18 protein-coding genes are annotated in these 21,672 nt (G+C 76.2%); 4 read left to right on the top strand and 14 right to left on the bottom strand.

What is annotated here, in order from left to right; genetic code table 11:
• Positions 1–2: 2 nt before the first annotated feature.
• The 9 genes from KRAD_RS27400 to KRAD_RS26380 form a co-directional block, all read right to left on the bottom strand.
• Positions 3–3,032, bottom strand: coding sequence for a CBM96 family carbohydrate-binding protein (locus KRAD_RS27400; protein ID WP_011981550.1), 3,030 nt, complete (start codon positions 3,030–3,032; stop codon positions 3–5).
• Positions 3,029–3,469, bottom strand: a complete 441-nt coding sequence (locus KRAD_RS01945) for an FAD synthase family protein (RefSeq protein WP_011981551.1) — start codon at positions 3,467–3,469, stop codon at positions 3,029–3,031. Before KRAD_RS01945 ends, KRAD_RS27400 begins: the two co-directional genes overlap by 4 nt.
• Positions 3,466–4,626, bottom strand: coding sequence for a CDP-alcohol phosphatidyltransferase family protein (locus KRAD_RS01950; protein WP_011981552.1), 1,161 nt, complete (start codon positions 4,624–4,626; stop codon positions 3,466–3,468). Before KRAD_RS01950 ends, KRAD_RS01945 begins: the two co-directional genes overlap by 4 nt.
• Entirely contained in the window at positions 4,619–5,869 is a 1,251-nt protein-coding gene (locus KRAD_RS01955) for an MATE family efflux transporter (RefSeq protein WP_011981553.1), read from the bottom strand. The genes KRAD_RS01950 and KRAD_RS01955 overlap by 8 nt, the downstream gene beginning before the upstream one ends.
• On the bottom strand, positions 5,866–6,903 hold the full coding sequence (locus KRAD_RS01960) for a glycosyltransferase family 2 protein (RefSeq protein WP_011981554.1): 1,038 nt from the start codon (positions 6,901–6,903) through the stop codon (positions 5,866–5,868). The genes KRAD_RS01955 and KRAD_RS01960 overlap by 4 nt, the downstream gene beginning before the upstream one ends.
• A 7-nt stretch (positions 6,904–6,910) precedes the next feature.
• Entirely contained in the window at positions 6,911–7,588 is a 678-nt protein-coding gene (locus tag KRAD_RS01965) for a YveK family protein (RefSeq protein ID WP_011981555.1), read from the bottom strand.
• Positions 7,579–8,898, bottom strand: coding sequence for a glycosyltransferase family 4 protein (locus tag KRAD_RS01970; RefSeq protein ID WP_011981556.1), 1,320 nt, complete (start codon positions 8,896–8,898; stop codon positions 7,579–7,581). The genes KRAD_RS01965 and KRAD_RS01970 overlap by 10 nt, the downstream gene beginning before the upstream one ends.
• A 105-nt stretch (positions 8,899–9,003) precedes the next feature.
• The gene (locus tag KRAD_RS01975; RefSeq protein ID WP_041292533.1) at positions 9,004–9,843 is read right to left on the bottom strand and encodes an undecaprenyl-diphosphate phosphatase; all 840 of its coding nucleotides are present in this window, start codon (positions 9,841–9,843) and stop codon (positions 9,004–9,006) included.
• A 139-nt stretch (positions 9,844–9,982) separates the two neighbouring features.
• Positions 9,983–10,309, bottom strand: coding sequence for a hypothetical protein (locus KRAD_RS26380; protein ID WP_011981558.1), 327 nt, complete (start codon positions 10,307–10,309; stop codon positions 9,983–9,985).
• 59 nt (positions 10,310–10,368) lie between these two features.
• Between KRAD_RS26380 and KRAD_RS01985 the strand changes: the two genes are divergently transcribed.
• The 3 genes from KRAD_RS01985 (at position 10,369) to KRAD_RS01995 (ending at position 13,279) form a co-directional block, all read left to right on the top strand.
• Entirely contained in the window at positions 10,369–10,605 is a 237-nt protein-coding gene (locus tag KRAD_RS01985; protein ID WP_011981559.1) for a DUF5703 family protein, read from the top strand.
• A gap of 17 nt (positions 10,606–10,622) precedes the next feature.
• Positions 10,623–12,098 carry an amino acid permease gene (locus KRAD_RS01990; protein WP_011981560.1) on the top strand — a complete coding sequence of 492 codons (1,476 nt, stop codon included), beginning with the start codon at positions 10,623–10,625 and terminating at the stop codon, positions 12,096–12,098.
• A gap of 77 nt (positions 12,099–12,175) precedes the next feature.
• Positions 12,176–13,279: an LLM class flavin-dependent oxidoreductase gene (locus tag KRAD_RS01995; protein ID WP_011981561.1), complete on the top strand. Its 1,104-nt coding sequence runs from the start codon at positions 12,176–12,178 to the stop codon at positions 13,277–13,279.
• A 33-nt stretch (positions 13,280–13,312) separates the two neighbouring features.
• Here the strand turns inward: KRAD_RS01995 and KRAD_RS02000 are convergent, their stop codons facing one another.
• Genes KRAD_RS02000 through KRAD_RS02010 form a run of 3 tightly spaced genes read right to left on the bottom strand, consistent with a single transcriptional unit; the run spans position 13,313 to position 17,337 of the window.
• Complete coding sequence (locus tag KRAD_RS02000) at positions 13,313–15,175, bottom strand: ABC transporter ATP-binding protein (protein WP_011981562.1); 1,863 nt, start codon at positions 15,173–15,175, stop codon at positions 13,313–13,315.
• A 48-nt stretch (positions 15,176–15,223) separates the two neighbouring features.
• The gene (locus KRAD_RS02005) at positions 15,224–16,612 is read right to left on the bottom strand and encodes a hypothetical protein (RefSeq protein ID WP_011981563.1); all 1,389 of its coding nucleotides are present in this window, start codon (positions 16,610–16,612) and stop codon (positions 15,224–15,226) included.
• A gap of 47 nt (positions 16,613–16,659) precedes the next feature.
• On the bottom strand, positions 16,660–17,337 hold the full coding sequence (locus tag KRAD_RS02010; protein ID WP_011981564.1) for a hypothetical protein: 678 nt from the start codon (positions 17,335–17,337) through the stop codon (positions 16,660–16,662).
• A 41-nt stretch (positions 17,338–17,378) separates the two neighbouring features.
• Between KRAD_RS02010 and KRAD_RS02015 the strand changes: the two genes are divergently transcribed.
• Positions 17,379–18,101 (top strand): hypothetical protein, encoded by a 723-nt coding sequence (locus tag KRAD_RS02015; protein ID WP_041291843.1) that lies wholly within the window; start codon positions 17,379–17,381, stop codon positions 18,099–18,101.
• A gap of 9 nt (positions 18,102–18,110) precedes the next feature.
• Here the strand turns inward: KRAD_RS02015 and KRAD_RS02020 are convergent, their stop codons facing one another.
• Positions 18,111–20,504: a DUF2201 family putative metallopeptidase gene (locus KRAD_RS02020; protein WP_011981566.1), complete on the bottom strand. Its 2,394-nt coding sequence runs from the start codon at positions 20,502–20,504 to the stop codon at positions 18,111–18,113.
• Between the two features lie 3 nt (positions 20,505–20,507).
• Positions 20,508–21,662 (bottom strand): ATP-binding protein, encoded by a 1,155-nt coding sequence (locus KRAD_RS02025; RefSeq protein ID WP_049821040.1) that lies wholly within the window; start codon positions 21,660–21,662, stop codon positions 20,508–20,510.
• Positions 21,663–21,672 lie beyond the last annotated feature (10 nt).

The following is a 21,672-nucleotide window of genomic DNA, read 5'->3' on the forward strand; positions in this document are numbered from 1 at the left end:
GCTCAGCCGTACTGGAGGTCCAAGACGGGCCGGGCGATCAGCCGAGTCTGCTCGCGGGTCCACACGGACAGGCTGTCCGTCCCCTCGCCGGCGATCGCGAGCGTCACCGTCGTCCCCGGGGAGAGGGCAGCGGCGGTGAGCGGCACCGCGAACGGCTGCTCGGGGGTGCTCCCGGCCGGAACGGTGCCGAGGACGGCGCTCCCCAGGGCGGGCTTGTCCCGCCAGGTCAGCGTCGTCTCCCCCCAGTCGCCGGTGGCCAGCCGGATCGGCGCGGGCTCGACCGAACCGGCTAGGGAGTCGCTGGAGGTGCGCAGGCGCAGCGTGGCCGAGAGCAGGCTCGTTCCGGCCGGGGCCGCGGGTAGGTCGAAGCGCAGGTAAGCGATCGCCCCGGTGGAACCGCGGGAGGTCATCTGCGCGCTCGTGCCGAAATTGGTCCCCGGGGCTCCGGCGTTGGCGAAGGTGTCGGCCGTGGGGCTGAGGTTCACCGTCGTGGCGCCCCGCTCCACCTGCACCTGCACCTGCGCCGAGGCCGGGGAGGTGTTGCCCGCCGCGTCCACCGCGGTGACGCGGTAGTACCAGGTGCCGGTACCGGGGTCGTCGATGGCCGTGGCCGTCGTCGGCCGGGCGACGGCGGTGGCCGTCGAGGGCGTGAAGCCCGGCGTGGCCGAACGGTGCACGACGTAGCCGGTGACGCCTGAGGCGTCGGTGCTCGCTGCCCAGGTGAGCTGCACCCGGTCGGCCTGCACCGCGGCCACCGAGGTGCCCGGGGCCGTGGGCGCAGTGGTGTCCGGCGGCGGCGTGCGAGCGACCTCGACGTGGCGGGCGATGGCAGCGGGCGGGAGGGCCTTGGCGTAGTACGCCGTCTCATCGACCGTGCCGACGAAGCTGGTGCTGCTGGGCGCGTCCGGCCATCCAGAGGCGATGGTGTCCCCGCCCACGCGCCAGTAGCCGGGGACGTTCTGGTTGGTGGTCACCGCGTTCGAGGCGATCTTCATCCCGTCCACGTAGAGCGCCATGCCCGAGGCTCCCTGGGTCGCGGCGACGTGGTGCCACCGCCCGTCGTTGTAAGACCCCGGGGTGGACAGGGTTTTCCTGCCGTCGGCCAGGACGCCGAACACGAGCCGGCCGGAGTTCGTCATGTAGATGTGCTTGTCGTTGCTGCTGGAGTTCAGCGTGCGGCGGTCGCCGAACCCGATGATCTTGCCGCCGCTCATCGTGGTGGTCCGGAACCAGGTCTCGACCGTGAACGCCTTGGGGGCGTTGTAGCGAACCTCGGAGTGGATGGTGCCGCCCCCGCCTGACAGGGTGCGCGCCGTGCTGGGGTCGTCGCCGATCGCTGCGGGGGTGACGCGGAACGTGCCCCCCCCGCTGAGGGTGCCGCTGTGGTTGGCGACGCTGTCGGAGACCAGGACGTCACCGGGCTCGTCGTAGCGCCACAGGAACACCGCCCCGTCGGCGCGGACCTGGTCGGCGTAGGCCGATGAGGTGCCCCGCACCGTGACGGCGCGCCAGTCGGTGGTGCGGGTGGTGGCCCCATCGCTCACCTCGACGCGGTAGCGCAGGGTGGACCCGACGGTCAGGCCGCTGTCGACGACAGTGGACTGGGGCCGGTGCCAGTGCCAGGATGCCGCGCCGAGCGTGGCGATCGGGGCCGCGGTCCCCTCCCGGTAGACCCGGTAGGTGAGGTTGGAGTCGTCCAGGTCCAGGGCCCGGCGCCAGGCGACGCGCACCTGTCCCGCCGTGTCCGAGGTCAGCACGAACGGCATCGCGGAGGGTCCGGCTTGCTCGGGGCCGCTGCCGAAGCGGGTGATGCTCTGCTGCGCGGCGCCGTTCACAGTGGTGAACTCCCCCACGCCCCACAGCACCGGCCCCCGGGAGGCAGTGGTGGCGATGGTGATGGCGCGCGGGCCGATGCGCTCGCCGATGCCGTCGTCGGTGTCGGGGAACCACGGCAGCAAGCTGGGCTTGTCCGGGGTCTGAGTCGTCTCGGCGAGGAAGTGCCAGCGCTTCTCGTCCGGGTAGGCGTTGATCGGCCGGCAGTCGTGGGCGTGCGAGGCGCTATAGAGGACGCCGCGGAACACCTCGACGTCCTGGGTGGCCCCCAGGCAGCCGTCGCGCCAGCGCTGGGTCCAGGTGTCCCAGTCCACCGCGAACCGGCCGTCGAAGGACCCGGTGCCGTAGCCCTCGTTGGCGACGTAGAACCCGGTGGCGTCCACGGCGATCGCCTTCACCTGCGAGGCGGCGGGGACGAAAGCGGCCGTGAAGCGGCGCACCGCGGTCCCGGACGCAGCGTCGACGACGGTCAACCCGTGCGAGACGGTCCCGCCGACGGTGTCGAACGATCCGCCGATGACCACCTGTCCCCCGCCGGGGCGCAGGGCCAGGGCGAGCACGTCGTCGTCGAGGGAGGGGTCCCAGGCCGTGAGCCGGCCCTGGTCGGGGGTGCCGACCGCGGCGACGGCGGCGGCCTTGGAGCGGGCGGTGGTGCCGACGGCGGTGAACGACCCCCCGAGCCAGACGGTCCGCGCGTCCACCGCGAGGGCGCGGACGGGGCCCTGGGGCAGCGGGGTGAAGTCCGTCCGCAGGCGGCAGGTGGCGAGGTCGAGGGCCGCCAGGTGCTGGCGGGCGACGCCGTCGACGGTGTCGAAGCTGCCGCCGACGTAGAGGGTCGCGCCGTCGGGCGAGACCGCGAGCGCGCGGACGGTGGCGGTGCCCTCCTTGAGGGTGAACGCGGGGGCGCAGCCGGTGGGCTCGCCGGTGGCGGCGTCGAAGGCGGCGAGGTTGGTGCGGGGGACCTGCCCGGTGCCGGCGGGGGCGCCGGGGGGGCGGATGGCGGTGAAGGTGCCGCCGACGAAGACGGTGCCGCCGGCGGTGGTGGTCGCCCAGGCGACGCCGTCGGCCTGCCAGGTGGGCAGGGCGACGGCGGCGAAGGCGACGGGCGCCTCGATGGCGGCGGCGGGTGCGGTGGTGGCGACGGCGGTGGCGAGCAGGGTGCTGAGGGCCGTCGCGAGGGCGAGCAGGGGCCGGGTCACCGGGTGAGCTCGCGCCGTTCGGTGCTGGAGGTGACCGGGGTGTAGGGGAGGTAGACGACCCTGACGCCGCGGGAGGCGAATTCTCGCTCGAGGTGCGTCCACTTGGGGGTTCCCTTCCAGTCGTCGCCCTTGAACACGACGTCGAAGCCGACCTCGGTCCAGGTGGTGAGCTTGTCGGTGGTGGTCTCGAGGTGCACCGCGTCGACGACGCGCATGGCGGCGACGATCTCGAGGCGTTCGCGTTCGCCGACGACGGGTCGGCGGCCCTTCTGGGCGAGGGCGACCTCGTCGGAGACGACGCCGGCGATGAGGTGGTCGCAGTGGATGCGGGCCCGCCGCAGGATGTTGAGGTGGCCGATGTGGAACAGGTCGAAGACCCCGGGGACGTAGCCGGTGACGGCGCGCCGCCCGAGGGTGCTGCGCGAGCGCCCGGTCACGGGGCGCCGTCGCGGGAGAGCTGCCGGTACCAGTGCCGGGACAGGGCGAGCAGGACGGCGACGTGGGCCAGGGCCAGGGCGAGGTAGACGGGGGCGAAGAGGCGGGGGAAGCCCCAGAGCAGGAACGCGGCGCTGATGACGCCGTGGTCGACGGGCAGCAGCAGGACCGGGGAGAGCCGCCCCGCCCCGGTGGCGGGGGTGCGGGTGCTGCTGCGGGCCTCGAGGAGCTTGGCGGCGAGGGTGCCGCCCTGGAAGAGGACGAGGGAGGCGAGGACGAACAGCAGCGGGACGAGCAGCCACCCCGCGGGGACGCCGGTGCGGTACCAGGCGACGAGGACGGCGGAGTGCAGGCAGATCTTCACCGCGCAGTCGACGACGTGGTCCAGCCACTCCCCCGCCGCGGACCCGCCGCCGGTGAGGCGGGCCAGCTGCCCGTCGGCGGAGTCGAGGGCGAAGGCGGCGGCGAGGACCACGGCGGCGAGGACGCCGGTGAGCGGGCTCGGCTCGGGCAGGGCGACGAGGGCGACGCCGACGAGGGAGACCAGGGCGCTGGCCCAGGTGAGCTGGTCGGGGGTCATGCGCAGCGCCGCGGCCAGCGCCGCGAGCCAGCGGCCGGCGGGGCGGTTGACGCGGGAGGAGTACAGGGAGACCCCGCGGGAGGGCTTCTGCGCGGTGCGCAGGCGCTGGTGGTGGGTGCGCACGGAGACGTCGGGTTCCCCGGCGGCGTCGGGTCCGGCGCTCGCGGCGGTGTGCAGGTGGGTCACGTCGACCCCGATCTCGAGCAGGCGGTCCTCGGTGGCGGGGTCGGCGGGGGCGCGGTCGTCGACGAAGAGCTCGTCGAAGCGCAGGGACTCCCACAGCTCCAGGGCGTCGGTGTGCTCGACGGCGACGGCCACGTCGACGCAGCGCAGCTCGGAGACGATGAGCAGGCGTTCGCTGAAGGGCACGACGGGGCGCACGCCGTGGAGGCGCTCGGCGAGCTCGTCGGTGGTGACGCCGACGCAGAGGAGGTCGCAGCGGGAGCTGGCGTCCTCCAGCAGGTGCAGCTGGGTGGCGTCGAAGAGGTCGAAGGCGCCGGTGGCGAAGCCGACGCGGCCGTCGGCGGGCCGGTGCCCGCGGGCGTGCTGGGGGCTGCGGGTGGGCTGTCGGTCAGGCATCGGCGTTCCGCAGGGTGGGTGTGGTGGCGGGCAGGGGGGCGGGCCGGGTGAGCAGGCTGTGCCACCCGAGGCCGGTCTGGACCCCGGCGGCGACGGCGACGGCCGCGGCGACGGCGCGCACGTCGCGGGTGGTCCAGGCCAGCACCGCGCCGGCGAGGACGGACAGCGCGGTGGTGACGACGCGCTGGCGCAGCAGGTCGCGGGCCTGCTCGCGGACCTTGAGCCCGAGCACGGCGGCGGTGCCCACGGCGGTGAGCACGTACTCGGCGACCGTGAAGGGCAGGACCCCGGCGGTGCCGGCCCAGGTCGCGCCGAAGGCGGTGCGGCCGAGGTCGTCGGGCAGCAGGAGCAGGCAGGCGCCCCACAGGGCGGTGCCGGTGGTCAGGACGAGGGCGGCGGCGGCGCAGAAGCGGCGGTCCTGGGTGCGGGGGCGGCGCACCAGGGTGGGGGCGAGGCTGAGGGAGACGTAGGCGAAGGCGACGTTGACGGGTCCCATCGCGGTGGCGGCGGCGCGCAGGCTGCCGGCGGCGGCGGGGTCGATGAGGTGGGCGGCGGCGGTGAGGACGGCGAGCAGCCCGAGGGAGGCGATGACGCTGTTGGCGGCCAGGGAGGCGGCCAGGGGGTCCTCGCGGCGGGCCAGGCGCACCAGCAGCTCCCGCCCGCGGGCGGGTTCGGGGCGGGTGCGCAGCCCGGCGAGGGCCACGACGAGCGCGGCCAGCGCCCCGGCGGCCCACACCAGCAGGGTGGTGCGGCTGCCGGTGCCCAGGACCAGGGCGAGGGCGACGAGGCCCAGCCAGGTCAGGTCGGAGAGCAGGGCGGTGCCGGGTCGTCCGGCGGCGACGGCGCCGTAGCGCAGGACGTCCTGGGCGCAGACGACGGGGGTGGCCAGGCCGATGAGCAGCTGCAGGCCGGGGTCCTGGCCGCCGGTGAGGAGGAGCCCGGCGCCGGTGACGAGCAGGGCGGTGGGCAGGGCGAGCAGGACGAGGGCGCCCAGGACGGTGGCGGTGACCTCGCGGGCGCCGGCGTGGTCGGGGGTGAGGGTGATGCGGGTGGCGAGGGCGGCGCGGGTGAGGGAGAGGACGAGGACGAGGACGGCGTAGCCGAGGGAGAAGCGGCCGAAGGTGTCGGCGTCCAGGGCGCGGGCCAGCAGCAGCAGGGCCAGGACGTTGGAGGCGCTGGAGGCGGCCTGGTCGAGGAGGGCGTGGGCGCTGCGCAGCAGCGGGCGGGCCGGGGTGCGGGTCACCGGGCACCGAACCCCACGGTGCCCCACTTGCGGCGGCGGTAGGCGGTGTAGGCGCTGGCGTAGAGGGGGTAGGCGAAGCGGACGGCGGCGGCGGGGGCCGCGGTGCGCAGGCGCCCGTGCCAGCTGAGGCGGAGCAGGCCGGTGAGGGTGATGGCGCGCTGGGCGTCGGCGTGGTCCGGGGTCGGGTGGCGCCGCGCGCCGCGCGCGGGGCCCCGGCGGATGGCGTCGTTGAGCAGGGCGAGGTAGACGAAGCGGTACTCGAAGAGGAGCAGGTCGTCGCGCAGGCCGCTGCGGTGGGCGGGGTGGGCCGGGCGCAGGGCGGCGACCTCGGCGCGGACGCGGTCGCGGACGTCGAGCAGGTCGCGGGTGCGGGTCTCGCGGCTGTTGAGGATGGACCCCTCGTGCAGGACGTAGGTGTAGAGGTCCTCGGGGAGCAGCTCGGTGCGGCGGGAGCGGGCGAGGAGGGCGGCCACGCCGGCGAGGTCGGAGTGGGCGCGGGTGGTGGGGAAGCGCACGTCGTCGAACAGCTCGCGCCGGAAGAGCTTGTTCCACAGGTGACCCTGGATCTCCCCGCGCAGGAGGCGGCGGAAGGCGTCGACGGGGTCGGTGGTGGGGCGGTCCAGCAGCGCCCCCAGGGGGGCGGTGGTCGCGCGGCCCTCGCGGCGGGTGCGGGCGCTGCAGACGACGACGTCGGCCCCGGTGCGCTCGGCGCGGTCGACCAGCCGGGCGGTGATGCCCGGGGACCACTCGTCGTCGCAGTCGGTGAACCAGACGTAGGGGGCGGTGGCGTGCTCGAGGGCGCGGTTGCGGGCGGCGGCGACGCCGGTGCGGACGGGGTTGCGCAGCAGGGTGGCGCGGGGGTCCTCGCGGGCCCAGTCGTCCAGGGTGGCGCCGCTGCCGTCGGTGGAGGCGTCGTCGACGAGCAGCAGCTGCAGGTCGGGGTCGGTGAGGGCCTCGATCTGGCGGCGGGCGGCGGCCAGGTGGGGGGCGCCGTCGTGGACGGCGAGGACGACGCTGACGCGGGGACGGTTCACCGGCGCCTCACCGGCGGGCCAGCAGGTGGGCGGGGTCGTCGAGGCTGTCGCGCTCGGCGAGGGCCAGGCTGCGCCGGCGCACGGCCTGGTCGCGGGCGGTGGCGGCGAGGACGCCGAGGGCGAGCCCGGCGGCCAGCCCGATGCCGAGACCGGTGGGGACGTCCGGGGAGGCTGGGCGGTTGGGGGCGGTGGCGGGGCTGGTGACGGTGGCGTCGACGATCTTCCCGCCCCCGGAGGTGTTCTGCTCCAGGGCCTCGATGGTGGTGGCCAGCGCGTCGGCGGTGGCCCCGGCGAGGTCCTGGGCGCGCTCGGGGGTGCGGGCCTGGGCGGTGACGCGCAGCAGGACCGTGCCGGGGGGGACGGTGGCGGAGACGGAGTCGGCGAACTGCGCCGACGTCAGCCCCAGGCCGGTGCGGTCCTCGACGCTGGCGGCGATGTCGGGCGAGTCGACGAGCTGGGCGTAGGTGCTCATCCGGCTCAGGACGAACTGGGAGGCCGAGTTGGCCCCTCCCCCGGTCTCGTTCTGGCCGTTGAGGACGCTGCCGACGAAGAGCTCGGTGCTGGAGGCGTAGGTGCGGGGCGTGAGGTAGGCCCAGCCGCCGGCGGCGAGGCCCCCGAGGAGGATCCCGGCGAGGATCCAGGTCCAGCGGCGCGCGGCGAGGCGCAGGTGGTCGATCAGTTCCACGGGGTGTCTCCGATGTCGCGGATCCAGCGGTCGTAGGCGGTGATGGCCGGGCCGGCGGCCAGCTGCTCGGCGGCGTAGCGGGGCCCGGCCGCGGCGAGGTCGGCGGCGAGGTCGGGGTGCTCGCGCAGGCGCTGGAGCCCGGTGAGCAGGTCCTCGGGGCGGGCGGGGTCGACGCGCAGGCCGGCGCGGGAGGTGGCGAGCTCGGCGGCCGCGGCGGAGTCGTCGTGGGTGGCGGCCAGGACGGGGCGGCCGGCGGCGAAGTAGGAGGTGAGCTTGCTGGGGGCGCACATGTCGTGCAGGCCGGGGACCTCGTTGAGCAGCAGGACGTCCGCGGCGGCCAGGTGGGCCGGGAACTCCTCGTCGCTGACGGGGTCGATGAACTCCACGTTGGCGAGGTCCCCGGCGCGGGCCTGCAGCGCGCGGCGGCGGGCGCCGTCGCCGAGCAGCACGAAGCGGTGCGGGAGGCCGCTGTCGGCCGCGAGCCGGGCGGTGTCCAGCACGTTCTCCAGGTGCTGCTTGGCGCCCATGTTGCCCGCGTGCAGCACGACGGGGGTGCGGGTGTCCCAGCCGCGCCGGGCGCGGACGGCGTCGCCGGCGGCGGGGTCGGCGCGGGTGACGTGGGTCCAGTTGGGCAGCACGGTGAGGTTGTCGGCGGGCACGCCGAGGGCGGTGACGGGGCGGCGGAAGCGCTCGTGGGCGAGCGCGACGCCGGTGGCGCGGCGCAGCAGGCGGCCCTCGAGCTCGGCGGCGACGCGCAGGGCGGTGCCGCCGCCGGCGTCGGTGCTGACCGCGGTGCGGCTGTAGACGTCCTGGACGACGACGCCCACGGGGGCCCGCACGGCGCGGCCGTGGGCGAGGGCGGCGGCCACGGAGAGCAGGGCGGGGCTGACGGCCACGACGACGTCGGGGCGGGGGCGGGTGCGCCGGTGGTGGGTGAGGGCCGCGGCCGCGCCGAGGGCGAACCCGGCCTCGAGGCCGACGCGCCCCGCGCCCAGCGGGTTGCGCGGGACGGGGTGCCACACGCGGGTGACGTCCACCCCGCCGTCGTCCTCGTGGCGCACGACGCCGGGGTAGTCGGGGTGCCGCTTCCAGGCCGGGTAGTGCGGCATGCCGGTGACGACGCTGACCTCGTGCCCCAGCGCGGCGAGCCCGCGGGCCACCCCGGTGGTGTAGGGGGCGATGCCGGTGGGCTCGGGCAGGTAGTTCAGCCCGACGAGGGCGATGCGCAGCCCGTGCGTCGGGCGCGCGCCGGCGCGGGCCTCCTCGAGACCCTCCTCGCGCGCAGGCGTGACACCCGTGCGGCGTTCCACAGTCGGCCCCCCCGGCGGTTCCGTGACATCCGTGAACGCACCGTAGCTGGTCCGTGGACCACCAGGGTCATCTTCCGGCGTGTTTCGTGAGCGGAGTGTTACCCCTCAGCTCCCTCCGGTGCCCTGGAAGGCCGGGAGGGCACCGGCGAGGACGAGGGCGTAGACGACGACCGCGGCGGCGATGCGGTAGACGACGAACGGCGTGTAGCTGTGGGTGGAGATGAACCTCATCAGCCAGGCGATGACGGCGTAGCCGACGACGAAGGCCACGACGGTGGCCACCGCGGTGGGGACCCAGGCGATCGTCGTGCCCCGGCTGAGCTCGTCGTAGAGCTGGTAGAAGCCCGAGAGCACCACGGCGGGGATGGCCAGCAGGAACGAGTACCGCGCGGCGGCTTCGCGGGTGTAGCCCAGCAGCAGGCCCATGGTGATGGTGCCCCCCGAGCGGGAGACGCCCGGGATCAGCGCGAGGGCCTGGGCGAGGCCGAAGAGGAGGCCGTGCTTCCAGCTGAGCTGGTCCAGGGTGCGTTCCTTGCGCCCGAAGCGGTCGGCGGCGCCCAGCACGAGGGCGAAGAGCCACAGGGTGGTGCCGATGACGACGAACCCGCGCAGGACGGTCTCGATGGAGTCCTGGAAGAGCAGCCCGAGCACCCCGATGGGGATGGTGCCCAGGGTGACCAGCCAGCCCATCCGGGCGTCGGGGTCGTTGCGCGGCAGCCGGCCCACCAGGGACCGGGCCCAGTGGCCGATGATGCGGGCGATGTCCTTGCGGAAGTAGCCGATGACGGCCGCTTCGGTGCCGAGCTGGCAGATGGCGGTGAAGGCCGCCCCCGGGTCGCTGCCCAGGAGGGTGCCCACCACGGCGAGGTGGCCGCTGGAGGAGATCGGCAGGAACTCGGTGAGGCCCTGCACGAGCCCCAGGAAGGCGCCTTCGACGATGCCCATGCTCACGCGCGGGCCCCCCTCGCGCGGGTGGCGGGCGGGGTCCTGCGGGCGGTGGGGAGGTCGGCGGTCAGCACGCCCGGAACGCTAGCGGCTCCCCCGGCGCCCTCCCCGCGCGCGTCACGGGCAGGGCACCGAACCCTCACAACGGGGTGGGGGCGTCCTCGTCGTCGGTGTCCTCGTCGTCCTCGTCGTCGTCCTCGTCGGTGTCGTCGTCCGTGTCGTCGTCGTCGTCGGTGTCGTCGTCATCGTCGTCACCGTCCTCGTCGTCGTCGTAGAGGACGAACGGGGTGACCTCGTCGTAGGCGTCGTAGAGCGCTTCCTCGTAGGACTCGAAGGCGTCGGCGACGCGCTGGTAGGCGTCGGCGACGGCGGGGTCGGTCTCCCCGCGTCGGTTGGCCGAGGCTGCGAGGTGGTCCTCGAGCGTGGCCACGAGTCGAGCGAGGGCCGCGCGCGGGTCGGGCGTCATGGGGCGACCGTATCGGAGATCCACCGCCCGGCGCGGCGGCGGGTGCATCATGGGAGGCGATGGCTACGGACTCTGAGCGCAACGCCGGGTGGACGCCCGGCTCGGCGACGACGGACCAGTACGAGTACCGCGTCCTGACCCTCTCCCGCGAGACGTCCCGTTCCGACGTGCGGCGGCTGCTGACCGAGCACGCGGAGTACGGGCGGTGGGAGCTGGCCCGGGTGCGGCTGTTCATGGGCGGGGGCCGCAAGGTGTGGTTGCGGAGGAAGATCATCCGGGTCGCCAGGACGGTCTGAGCGTCCTAGCCTCGACCGTGGGCATCTTCAGGACGAAGAGCGTCGAGGACGCGATCGCGAGCACGGACGAACCGGGTCAGCGGCTGCGGAAGTCGCTGAGCGCGTGGGACCTCACGGTCTTCGGGGTCGGGGTCATCATCGGGACGGGCATCTTCGTCCTGACTGGCGAGGCGGCGGGGACCCGCGCCGGGCCGGCGGTGGCGCTGTCGTTCGTGGTCTCGGGGATCGTGTGCGCGCTGGCGGCGCTGTGCTACGCCGAGTTCGCCTCGACCGTGCCGGTGGCCGGCTCGGCGTACACGTTCTCCTACGCCAGCCTCGGTGAGGTCGTGGCCTGGATCATCGGCTGGGACCTCATCCTCGAACTGGCCCTGGGGGCCTCGACGGTCGCGGTGGGGTGGTCCAGCTACGCCGCGGACCTGCTCGGGCAGACCCTCGGGCTCGCCGTGCCCGCCTGGCTGTACTCCGCCACCCCGAGCCCGACCCAGCCCAACCTGATCGCGGCGGCCGTCGTGCTGGTGCTCACCGCGGTGCTGTGCGTGGGGACGAAGACGTCCGCGCGCTTCAACGCCGTCGTGGTGGGGATCAAGCTGGCGGTCGTGGGGGTGGTGATCGTCGCGGGGCTGTTCTTCGTGAAGGTGTCGAACTGGTCGCCGTTCGTGCCGCCGACGGGCTCCGCGGGCGCGTCGAGCACCCCGGCGGACCCCTCGCTGTGGCAGGACCTGGGCCTGCCGCTGGGCACCTTCGGCGTGGGCGGGATCCTCACCGCGGCGGCGCTGGTCTTCTTCGCCTTCATCGGCTTCGACATCGTCGCGACGGCGGCGGAGGAGACGAAGAACCCCCAGCGCGACGTCCCGCGGGGCATCTTCGGGTCGCTGGCGGTCTGCACGGCCCTCTACGTGCTGGTCTCCCTCGTGGTGACCGGGATGGTGCGCTACGACGAGATCAGCGTCGAGGCGCCGCTGGCCAACGCGTTCCGCGCGGTGGGGGCCGACGTCGTGGCCACGCTCATCAGCGTCGGCACGGTCGCGGGGCTGCTGACGGTGATGATGATCCTCATGCTGGGCCAGAGCCGGGTGCTGTTCGCGATGGCCCGCGACCGGCTCATCCCGGCGTGGTTCTCGAAGGTCTCCGAGCGCACGCAGGTCCCGGTGCGGATCACGGCGATCACCGGGGTCGTGGTGGCGGTGGTGGCCGCGGTGACCCCGATCTCGGACCTGGCCGAGATGGTCAACATCGGCACCCTCTTCGCCTTCGTCCTCGTCTCCGTCGGCGTCGTGGTGCTGCGCCGGACCCGCCCGGACCTGCCGCGGGCGTTCCGGGTGCCGTGGGTGCCGGTGCTGCCGATCGCCTCGGCGCTGGCCGCGGTCGTCCTCATGGGCTTCCTGCCCGCGGTCAGCTGGGTGCGGCTGGGGATCTGGATGGCGCTGGGGCTGCTGGTCTACCTGGCCTACGGCTACCGGCACTCCCGCCTGGCCCGGCGCCCGGGGGCCTGAGCGGGCCCGAGGCGCCCGGGTGCTGTACGTTTCAACCAGTTTCGTGCAGCCGCACGGACTTCCAGGAGGAGCGGGACGTGCAGTTCGGGATCTTCAGCGTCGGCGACATCACCCCCGACCCCACCACCGGTCGCGAGCCGAGCGAGCACGAGCGCATCAAGGCGCTGGTGACCATCGCCGAGCACGCCGAGCAGGTCGGCCTGGACGTCTTCGCGGTCGGTGAGCACCACAACCCCCCGTTCGTGCCGTCCGCCATGACGACCCTGCTGGGGTGGATCGCCGCCCGCACCAGCCGGCTGACCGTCTCGACGTCCATCGCGCACATCACCACCAACGACCCGGTGCGGATGGCGGAGGACTACGCGATGCTGCAGCACCTCAGCGACGGGCGCGTCGACCTCGTCCTCGGCCGCGGCAACGACGGCCGGCTCTACCCCTGGTTCGGCCAGGACCCCCGCCGCGGGGTCGAGCTGACGGTGGAGAACTACCAGCTGCTGCGCCGGCTGTGGGACGAGGAGGTCGTCGACTGGCAGGGGCAGTTCCGCACCCCGCTGCAGGGCTTCACCTCCACCCCCCGCCCCCTGGACGGGGTGCCGCCGTTCGTCTGGCACGGCTCGATCCGGACCCCGCAGATCGCCGAGATCGCCGGGTACTTCGGGGACGGGTACTTCGCCAACAACATCTTCTGGCCCAAGGAGCACTACATCCGGCTCATCACCCTCTACCGGGAGCGCTACGCCCACTACGGGCACGGCACCCCCGAGCAGGCGATCGTCGGCCTCGGCGGGCAGGTGTTCATGCGGAGGAACTCCCAGGACGCGGTGCGCGAGTTCCGCCCCTACTTCGACGAGGCCCCCGTCTACGGGCACGGCCCCTCCCTGGAGGAGTTCACCCGCCAGACCCCGCTGACCGTGGGGACCCCGGAGCAGGTCGTGGAGAAGACCCTGACCTTCCAGGAGTTCTTCGGCGACTACCAGCGGCAGATGTTCCTCATCGACCACGCGGGACTGCCGCTGAAGACGGTGCTGGAGCAGCTGGACCTGCTCGGCGGGGAGGTCGTCCCGGTGCTGCGCAGGGAGTTCGAGTCCCGCCGCGCGGCCGGGGTGCCCAGCGACCCGCCGAGCCACGCCAGCCGCGCCGCCGCGGCCGCCGCGCAGGCCGCCCCGCGGACCGGCGCGTAGCTCGGCACCGGTCCGCACGGGGGGCGGGCGGGGTCAGGTCTCCGGGGAGAACGCGCTGTGCCGGTGCAGCTCGGCGTAGCGGCCGCCGCGGGCGAGCAGCTCCTCGTGGGTGCCGCGCTCGACGACCCGGCCCGCCTCGAGGACGAGGATCGCGTCGGCGTTGCGCACCGTCGAGAGCCGGTGGGCGATGACGATGGCCGTGCGCCCCTCCAGGGCCTCGTCGAGGGCGGCCTGGACGGCCACCTCGGAGGTGGTGTCGAGGGAGGCGGTGGCCTCGTCCAGGACGACGACGCGGGGCTGGGCCAGCAGCAGCCGGGCGATGGTCAGGCGCTGGCGCTCCCCGCCGGAGAAGCGGTACCCGCGCTCCCCCACCACGGTGTCCAGGCCGTCGGGCAGGCTCGCGACCAGCTCGTCGAGGCGGGCGCGGCGCAGGGCGTCGAAGACCTCCGCGTCGCTCGCCCCCGGGCGGGCCAGGCGCAGGTTGGAGCGCAGCGACTCGTGGAACAGGTGCCCGTCCTGGGTGACGACGCCGACGGTCTGGCGCAGGGAGGCGGCGGTGAGGTCGCGCACGTCGGTGCCCCCGACCCGCACCGCGCCGGAGTCGACGTCGTAGAGGCGGGCCAGCAGCTGGGCCAGGGTCGACTTCCCCGCCCCCGAGGACCCCACGATGGCCACCACCTGCCCGGGCTCCACCCGGAAGGAGACGTCGTGGATCACCTCGACCCCGCCGCGGGTGTCGAGGGTCGCGACCTCCTCCAGCGAGGCCAGCGACACCTCCGAGGCCGCCGGGTAGGCGAAGCGCACGGCGTCGAACTCCACCGCGACCGGGCCCGGCGGGCTCGGGCGCGCCCCGGGGCGCTCGCGCACCAGGGGCACCAGGTCGAGGACCTCGAAGACGCGGTCGAAGCTGACCAGCGCGCTCATCACGTCGACGCGGGCGCTGGCCAGGGCGGTCAGCGGGGCGTAGAGCCGGGTCAGCAGCAGGGCCAGGGCGACGATGCTGCCGGCGTCGAGGGTCCCGGCGATGGCGGCGACGCCGCCGACGCCGTAGACGACGGCGAGCGCCAGGGCGGAGACGGTGGTCAGGGCGGTGACGAAGACCGACTGGCGCACCGCGGTCTTGACGCCGATGTCGCGCACGGCGCGCGCGGCGTCGGCGAAGGCGCGCGACTCGTCCTCCGGGCGCCCGAAGAGCTTGACGAGGGTGGCGCCGGGGGCGGAGAAGCGTTCGGTGGTCTGGTTGATCATGGCCGCGTTGAGGGCGGCGGCGCGGCGGGAGAGCTGGGCGAGGTGGCGGCCCATGCGGCGGGCGGGCAGGACGAACACCGGCAGCATGACCAGGGCGATGAGGGTGATGCGCCAGGAGATGCCGGCCATGACGACGGTGGTGAGGGCGACGGCGACGACGTTGCTGACGATGCCGGAGAGGGTGTCGCTGAAGGCGCGCTGGGCGCCGATGACGTCGTTGTTGAGCCGGCTGACCAGCGCCCCGGTGTGGGTGCGGGTGAAGAAGGCCACGGGCATGCGCTGGACGTGGTCGTAGACGCGGGTGCGCAGGTCGAGGATGAGGTCCTCGCCCAGGCGGGAGGACAGCCACCGCACGACCAGGCCGAGGCCGGCCTCGGCGAGGGCGACGAGGGCGATGAGCAGGGCGATGGACACCACCCGCCGGCGGTCGCGCGCGCCGACGGCGTCGATGGCGTGCCCGGCCAGGACGGGGGTGGCCACCGCGAGGACGGCGAGGACGACGCTGCCGGCGACGAAGAGGGCGAGCAGGCGGCGGCGTTCGCGGGCCATGCCCAGGACGCGGCGGAAGGTGCCGGGCCGGAAGGGCGTCTGGTCCGGTGCGCTCATCGCCCGCCACAGGGAGGACCGGGCGACGCTGTCCATGCTCATGGTGGTGACGGTAGGTGCTGGCCCGGCCGGGTCCGGGACGGGGCGTCCTCAGCGGCGCAGGACAATGAGGAACTCGATCGCCTGCTCGTCGGGGTAGGTGCCGGTGGCCTCCATCCGGAGCAGCTCCGGGCCGGTGAAGCCCAGGGAGAGCAGCCGGAACAGCCGCAGGGCGGGATCGGGGTCGCCGGGAGCCGCTGGGGGGGCGGTGCGCAGGATGCGGTGCACGGCGGTGGCGGCCTCGCGCACCGCGACGACGTCGAGGCCCTGCAGGGCCAGGAACCAGGCCGCGGCGCGGGCGGCCTCGCGCAGGGCGTCGGGCTCGGCGGGGGCGGGCGGGGCCCCGGGCCGGTGGCGCCAGGTGGTGAGGGCGTCGCGGAAGGCCTCGGCGCGGTCCTCCTCGCCGTGGGCCAGGTGGGGGTCCCCGGCCAGGTCGCGGTAGCGGCGCACCGCGGCCCGCAGGTGGGCGCGGCCCCCGTCGCGGGCGCCGTGCCAGGCGTCGGGGTGGGTGAGGAGGGCGAAGGCCTCCAGCTGCAGCGCGGTGCCGGACAGCGCCGCGACGTCGTCGCTGACGGTGCGGGTGGGGGTGGTGGCGGCCAGGTGGGCCCGCAGGTGGTGGTCGTGGCGCTCCTCGGGGACCCCGGGGCTGCTGAACGGCGGGAGGGGCAGCTCCCCGGGCAGCAGGTGGGTCGGGGGGTCGACGTCGACGGCGGGACGGCACGCGGGGCACTCGGGCGGTGCGGTGGTCCACACCCCCAGCGCCTCCTCGCCGGGGTCGGGCAGCCGCCCCAGGGGGTGCACCCGCAGCAGCAGGACCTCCAGCCCGGCGCGCTGGCAGGCCTCGACGGTCCGGCGCCGGGCGGCGCCGAGGGGGGCGCCGGCGGGGACGACGGCGACCAGGCAGGGCCGGTCCGGGAAGCGCCCGGTGGTGTCGGCGGGCGCGCCCGCGGGCCAGCTGAGGTGCTCGGGCCAGCCGCTGCGCCGTCCCCGCCAGTCCTGCCCGGCCCAGCGCAGCAGGTCCAGCAGGACGGGGGCGGGGACCACGTCGAGGAGGGTGTGCACGGCGCGCCGGTCGCAGTCGTCGTCGGGGACGGCCCGCCCGGCCAGGGCGGCGCGGCGCCCGGCGCTGGCGTCCCACGCCCGCCGCACCCGCGCGTGCAGCTGCGCGGGGTCGGCGGGCAGGTCGGCGGGCAGGTCCACGGACCGGCTCCCCGCGGAGTCGTCGTCACCGTCCTCGGCCAGGGCGCCGAGCAGGTGGCCCAGGACGGCGGGGCCGAAGGCCATGACGTGCCGCTGCCGGGCCAGCAGGTGGGCGACGCCGTAGCGCTGGGGGGACAGGGCGGTGCGGGGGTCGTCCTCGGGGGTGGCCAGCAGGGAGTCCCGCCCGTCCAGCGTCCAGGCGAACAGGTCCTCGGTGGGGACGACGAGTCGCGCTGGCACGGGCGCACGGTAGCCGCCCGGCTCCCGGCGCGGGCGCGGGCCGCCGCTCAGGACGGCCGCAGCAGGGCGGTGAGCAGCGCGATCCGCTCGGGGTCCAGGGTGCCGGCGCGGTGGGCGTCGGCGATCTCCGCCCCGCTGAGGCCGGCGCGGGCGGCGGCGAGCACGAGGGCGAGGTCGAGGCCGGGGTCCGGGCGGGCGGGGTCCGGGGCGGTGAGCGCGGGCCCCAGGCGGGCGGCGAGGTCGTCGCGGACGAGGGCGTAGGCCAGGACCTCGGCGGGGTCGAGGACGCGGCGGTGGCCGGTGAGGACCTGCCGGGCGCGCAGGACGCCGGTGGGGTCGCCGACGCGCAGGGCCCGGCCGTCGAGGTGGGTCGCCACGACGCGGGTGCCCAGGGCGGCGACCTCGACGTGGTGGCCGGTGGTGGCGGCCACCGCGGGCAGGAGGAGGTGGCGGTGCAGGTCGGCGTGGGCGGCGGGCCAGTCGAAGGGCGGCTGGTCGCCGGTGTCGACGTGGCGGTGGTGGGCGGCGGTCAGGCCGGTGCGGCGGGCCGGCCCGGCGAGGGGGCCGCCCGCCGCGGCCCGCCAGGCGGCCCAGAGGACGGGGGGGACCCCCCAGTGCGGGTCGGGGCGGGCGGGGGGCGGGGCGAGCAGGTCGAGGCCCTCGAGGACGAACGGCTCCCGGGGCGGCCCGGGGCGGGGGCGGCGGTGACGCCTGCGGGCGGGCACCCGTGGAGGCTACGTCGGAGCCGGGTGCGAGGGTGCCCGGCGTGGACCGCTCCGACGAGCCCGACCGCGGCGGGGCCCTCCCGCCCGGGTCCCTCCCGCCCGGGGCGCTGCCCCGCCGCGGGGAGCCCCTGCCCGCGCGCTGGGGCGAGCTGCCCTGGCCGCGACCGACCCCGGCGGCACTGGTGACCGTGCTCGCCCGCGCGGTGCGGCCCCCCGGCGCCGACGACCTGCCGCCCTCTCCGGCGCGGGCGGGGGGCGCGCCCGGCCCGTGGCCCGCCCGCCGGGTCCCCGGCCGGCCGGGGACCGTCCGCGGCGCGTCCCGGCCCGCCCCGGCGGTGGACCCCGCGGAGCTGCCCGAGTACGCCCGGGTGCGGGCCGCGACGGGGGTCGCGGCCCTGTCGGAGGCGGAGCTCGACGACGACGAGGCCTTCCGCGCCGAGGTGTGGCTGCGGGCGTGGGTGCGGGCGCACCGCTCCCCCGCCGTGCGGGCCTGGCTGCGGGCCCGCCACCCCGACCTGGCCCCGGAGGCGGTCACGCGGGCGGCGCGGGAGGTGAGCCTGCCCCTCGCGCTGGCCGTGGTCGACGTGGAGGTCGTCGTCGTCGCCCTGCGCGAGGGCTGGGACGACGCGTGGACGGCCGCGGTGCAGGAGGCGGGGTTCGGGGCGCAGGAGGCACGGGCGCTGCACGGGCGCGAGGACGCCTGGGCCGTGGTGGACACCGTCCTCGCCCTCACCGGGGCCGGGGCGGGCCGCCCCGGCCGGTGAGCGGGCGGCTCAGCCCCGGCGCGGGTCCCGCCCGGCCCCGGCGGGCACGACGATGGTGTGCATCCAGGCCGGGACGCCCTCCCGCTCCCCGTCCAGGAGCAGCACGACGTAGCGGGCGTCGGGGTTCTCCGGTGGTGGCGCCGCCGGCCACGGGGTGTCCCCGTCGGTCATCGTGATGACGAGGTCGAACCGGGGACGGGCCCGGGCCGCGGCCCGCAGCCCCTCCCGCATGTCGGTGCCGCCACCGCCGACCATCCGCACCTCGCTCATCGAGCGCACCGTGCGCGGCGCCGAGGCCGCCGCGTCGCAGGCGATGACCGTGACGCCCTCCCCGCGGCAGCGGCGCACCACGACCGCGGTCTCGGCGTGCACCCGGCTCAGCATCGCGTCGCTGATGGAGCCGGAGGTGTCCACGACCGCCGCGACGCGCGGGGGCCGCGGCTGGCGCATCGCGGGCATGACGACGCCGGGGAAGGACGCGGCCCGCCGCGAGGGGCGGGCGTAGGAGTAGTCCCTGACCCCGGCGACGTTGGCGCTGACGCGGCGGGTGACGCTGTCGAGCTCCCGGCGCCAGTCCACCTCCGGTTCCAGGACGAGGGTGGCCCAGCGCTGCCACCCGGCGGGGACGCTGCCGCAGCTGCGGGCGTGCTCCAGCACCGCGCGGGCGGTCTGCTGCCGGATCAGCTCCGCCCGGCCCGCGTCGACGCTGCCGTCGTCGCGACCCTCGGCGTCGGTGCCGGACTCGTCCTGCTCCCAGGCCCGCCGGGGCCCGCCCGCGCCGGAACCGCAGTCGTCGCCGTCGTCACCGTCGTCGCCGTGGTCCTTGTCCCCGTCGCCGGGCCCCGGCGCGTCCTCCCCCGCCGCCGCGGGGGGGACGTCCGCCGGGTCGGTGTCCTCGCCCGCCGCGTCCGCCCCGAGGCCCGGGGAGGCCGGGGCGGGCGCGCCGCGTCCGCCGACGGTCAGGGTGGCGAGCGCCTGCTCGTCCCCGGTGGTGAGGACGACGGCGTAGCGCCCCACGTCCAGGGGCCGCAGGAGCGGGACGTGCGCCACCGAGGGGCTGCGCACCTCCAGCGGCCCGGTCGCCGCGACCACCTCGGCGGGCTCCCGGGCGGGGTCGAGGACGGCGAGGGTGCTGGTGGCGTCCACGACGAGGTCGTCGGTGGTGACGGCGAGGGTCAGCGGGGTCCGGTGACCGGCGGGGAGGGTGGCCGGGTGCAGGGTCAGGAAGGGCCGGCCCACGGGCAGGACGGCCTGGACGACCTCCGGGCCGGTGGTGGCGCGGACCCGGTGGGTGCCCTCGGGGACCTCGGCGAGGTCGACGGCGAGGTGGGTGGCGCTGACGTGCTCGACGCCGGCGACGACGTCGAGGGGGCGCCCGGCGGCGTCGAGGACCTCCACGCGGGAGGTGGCGTCGAAGCGGGTGCCGTCGCCGACGAGGACGACCCGCGCGGGGCTGCCGTGGCCGCGGACGAGGTGGTCCGGGCGCAGCCGCAGGGTGGGCGTGGTGATCGTGAACCCCGTCCGGGCCCGCTCCTCGCCGCGGGCGACGACGACGTCGTAGCGCCCCGGCGGGAGGCGGGTCCCGAGGGTGAACGACCCCTGGCGGGGGCCGCGCACGCGCAGGGCGCCGAGGGCGGGGGTCCCGTCCTCGCCGGTGACCGGCTCGCCGTCGTCCCCGTGGTCCCCGCCGTCCCCGTCCCGGCCGCTGTCCCGGGCGGGGCGGGGGTGGTGGTGGAGGGTGACCGTCGTGGAGGCGTCCAGGAGCGGCTCGCGGGTGAAGCAGAGGACGTCGGCGGGCAGGGCGTCGTCGTGGCGGAGGGTGTCGGGCAGCAGGAGCAGGCCGGGGCCGGGTCCGGCGGGGCGCTGCCCGGCGGGGCCCTGCAGCAGCAGCCGGTAGAGCTGCTCGGCGGTCGAGCCCTCCTCCGCGCCGGGGACCTGCTCGGGGAACCAGGCCCCCACCGGCGGCGGCTGCACCCCGGCGGCGCGCAGGTCGGCGTTGACGGCGCAGTCGGCGGCGCGGTTCCACAGCCCGGCGCGCGCGGCGGGTTCGGCGAGGTCGCGGAACCGTTCGGCGTGCCGGCGCAGGGGGTGGCCGACCTCGTGCAGCCAGGCCCCGGCGACCTGTTCGACGGTGAGGGTGGCGATGAACCCGGGGTGGTAGGTCATCCGCCAGCGGGTGTCGATGGCGAGGGTGGGCACCCGCGTGCTGGGGACGGCCTTCACCGCGTAGAGCGCGTCCGCCAGGTACGGCATGAGCTCGGTGGCCCGGGCGCGGCCGGCGGCCAGCCGCAGCCCGGCCCGGCGCAGGAGGTCCTCGTCGGGCGGGGCGTCGCCGGCGCGGCCCGGCGGGGTCGGGCGCGGGGCGCGGCCGGGCGGGGCGGGGCGGGGGACGGGGCGCGGCACGGCTCAGCCCCGGCCCTGGCCCTGGCCCTGGCCCTGGAGGAGGTCCAGCTCCCGCAGGATGGGGGCCAGCCCCCGCACGATCCGCTCGGTGGGCATCGCCCCGCTCGGGCGCGCCGCCGCCCACCGCCGCCCGTGGGAGAACGCGATGTCGGCGCTGCCGGCGTCGGCGATGGCGGCCAGGACGGTGCCGCAGTTGACCCACCGCTCCGGGGTGTTCCGCGCGGCCGTGGCCGCCCACACCGACGCCGCGACGGCGTAGGTCCGGTCGGTGCGGCGGCGGTCCACGACGTAGGAGTCGGGGTCGGCGAGCAGGGTCTCGGGGTCGGGCAGGTCCAGCTCGCGCAGGTAGTTGAGGAACATCCCGCCCGCGCTGATGCCGACGGTGCCGGCCACGAGCATCGTCACGACCGTGCTGTTGGCCCCCGCGGCCCGGGCGAAGGCGTGCAGGCGGGCGGCCATCTCCCACGAGCGGGGCGTGGGGAAGGCGCGCCCGGCCTCCTCGGAGGAGCGGGGCAGCTGGGTGACGAGCTCGGGCCGGGAGCCCAGGAAGACCCCGACCAGGGCGAGGGTCCGGGTCAGCAGGGCCGCGACCTCGCTGTCGTCCACCGCGGGGACCGCCACGGCCGGCCACCCCGTGCTGAACCCCTCCCGCACGGTGTCCGCGTCCAGCTCCCAGCTGAGGTGGACGAAGCGGTTGGCGACCGGCGGGGCGAGGTCCCACCCGTCGGCGGCGACGTCGGGCGGGTTGGCGGCGGCGACGGTCCGCACGCCCTCGGGCAGGCGCAGGTCCCCCACCACCCCCTCGAGGATGGGCCGCAGCAGCGCCGCCTGGGTGGCCGGCGGCGCGGTGGAGACCTCGTCGTAGAACTGGATGCCGAGGCGGCCCTCCTCCACCACCGCGTCGCGCAGGCGCACCGCCCAGGACGGGGCGGCCAGGGAGGCGGTGCGGGTCACGGGGTCCACGACGGGCAGCCCGGCGAAGTCGCTGGGCTCGCGGATGGAGGCGATGACGGTCTCCAGGTGGGCGTCCAGGCCCCGGGCCAGCTCCTGCACCACCGAGGACTTCCCCTGCCCGGGCGGCCCCCACAGGATCACCGGGACGTCGGCGAGCAGGGCGACACCCAGGGCGGTGCAGGTGTCGGTGTGGCGCTGGCTCATCCGGTGGTTC

It is taken from the genome of Kineococcus radiotolerans SRS30216 = ATCC BAA-149, from assembly GCF_000017305.1.
GTDB lineage: Bacteria > Actinomycetota > Actinomycetes > Actinomycetales > Kineococcaceae > Kineococcus > Kineococcus radiotolerans.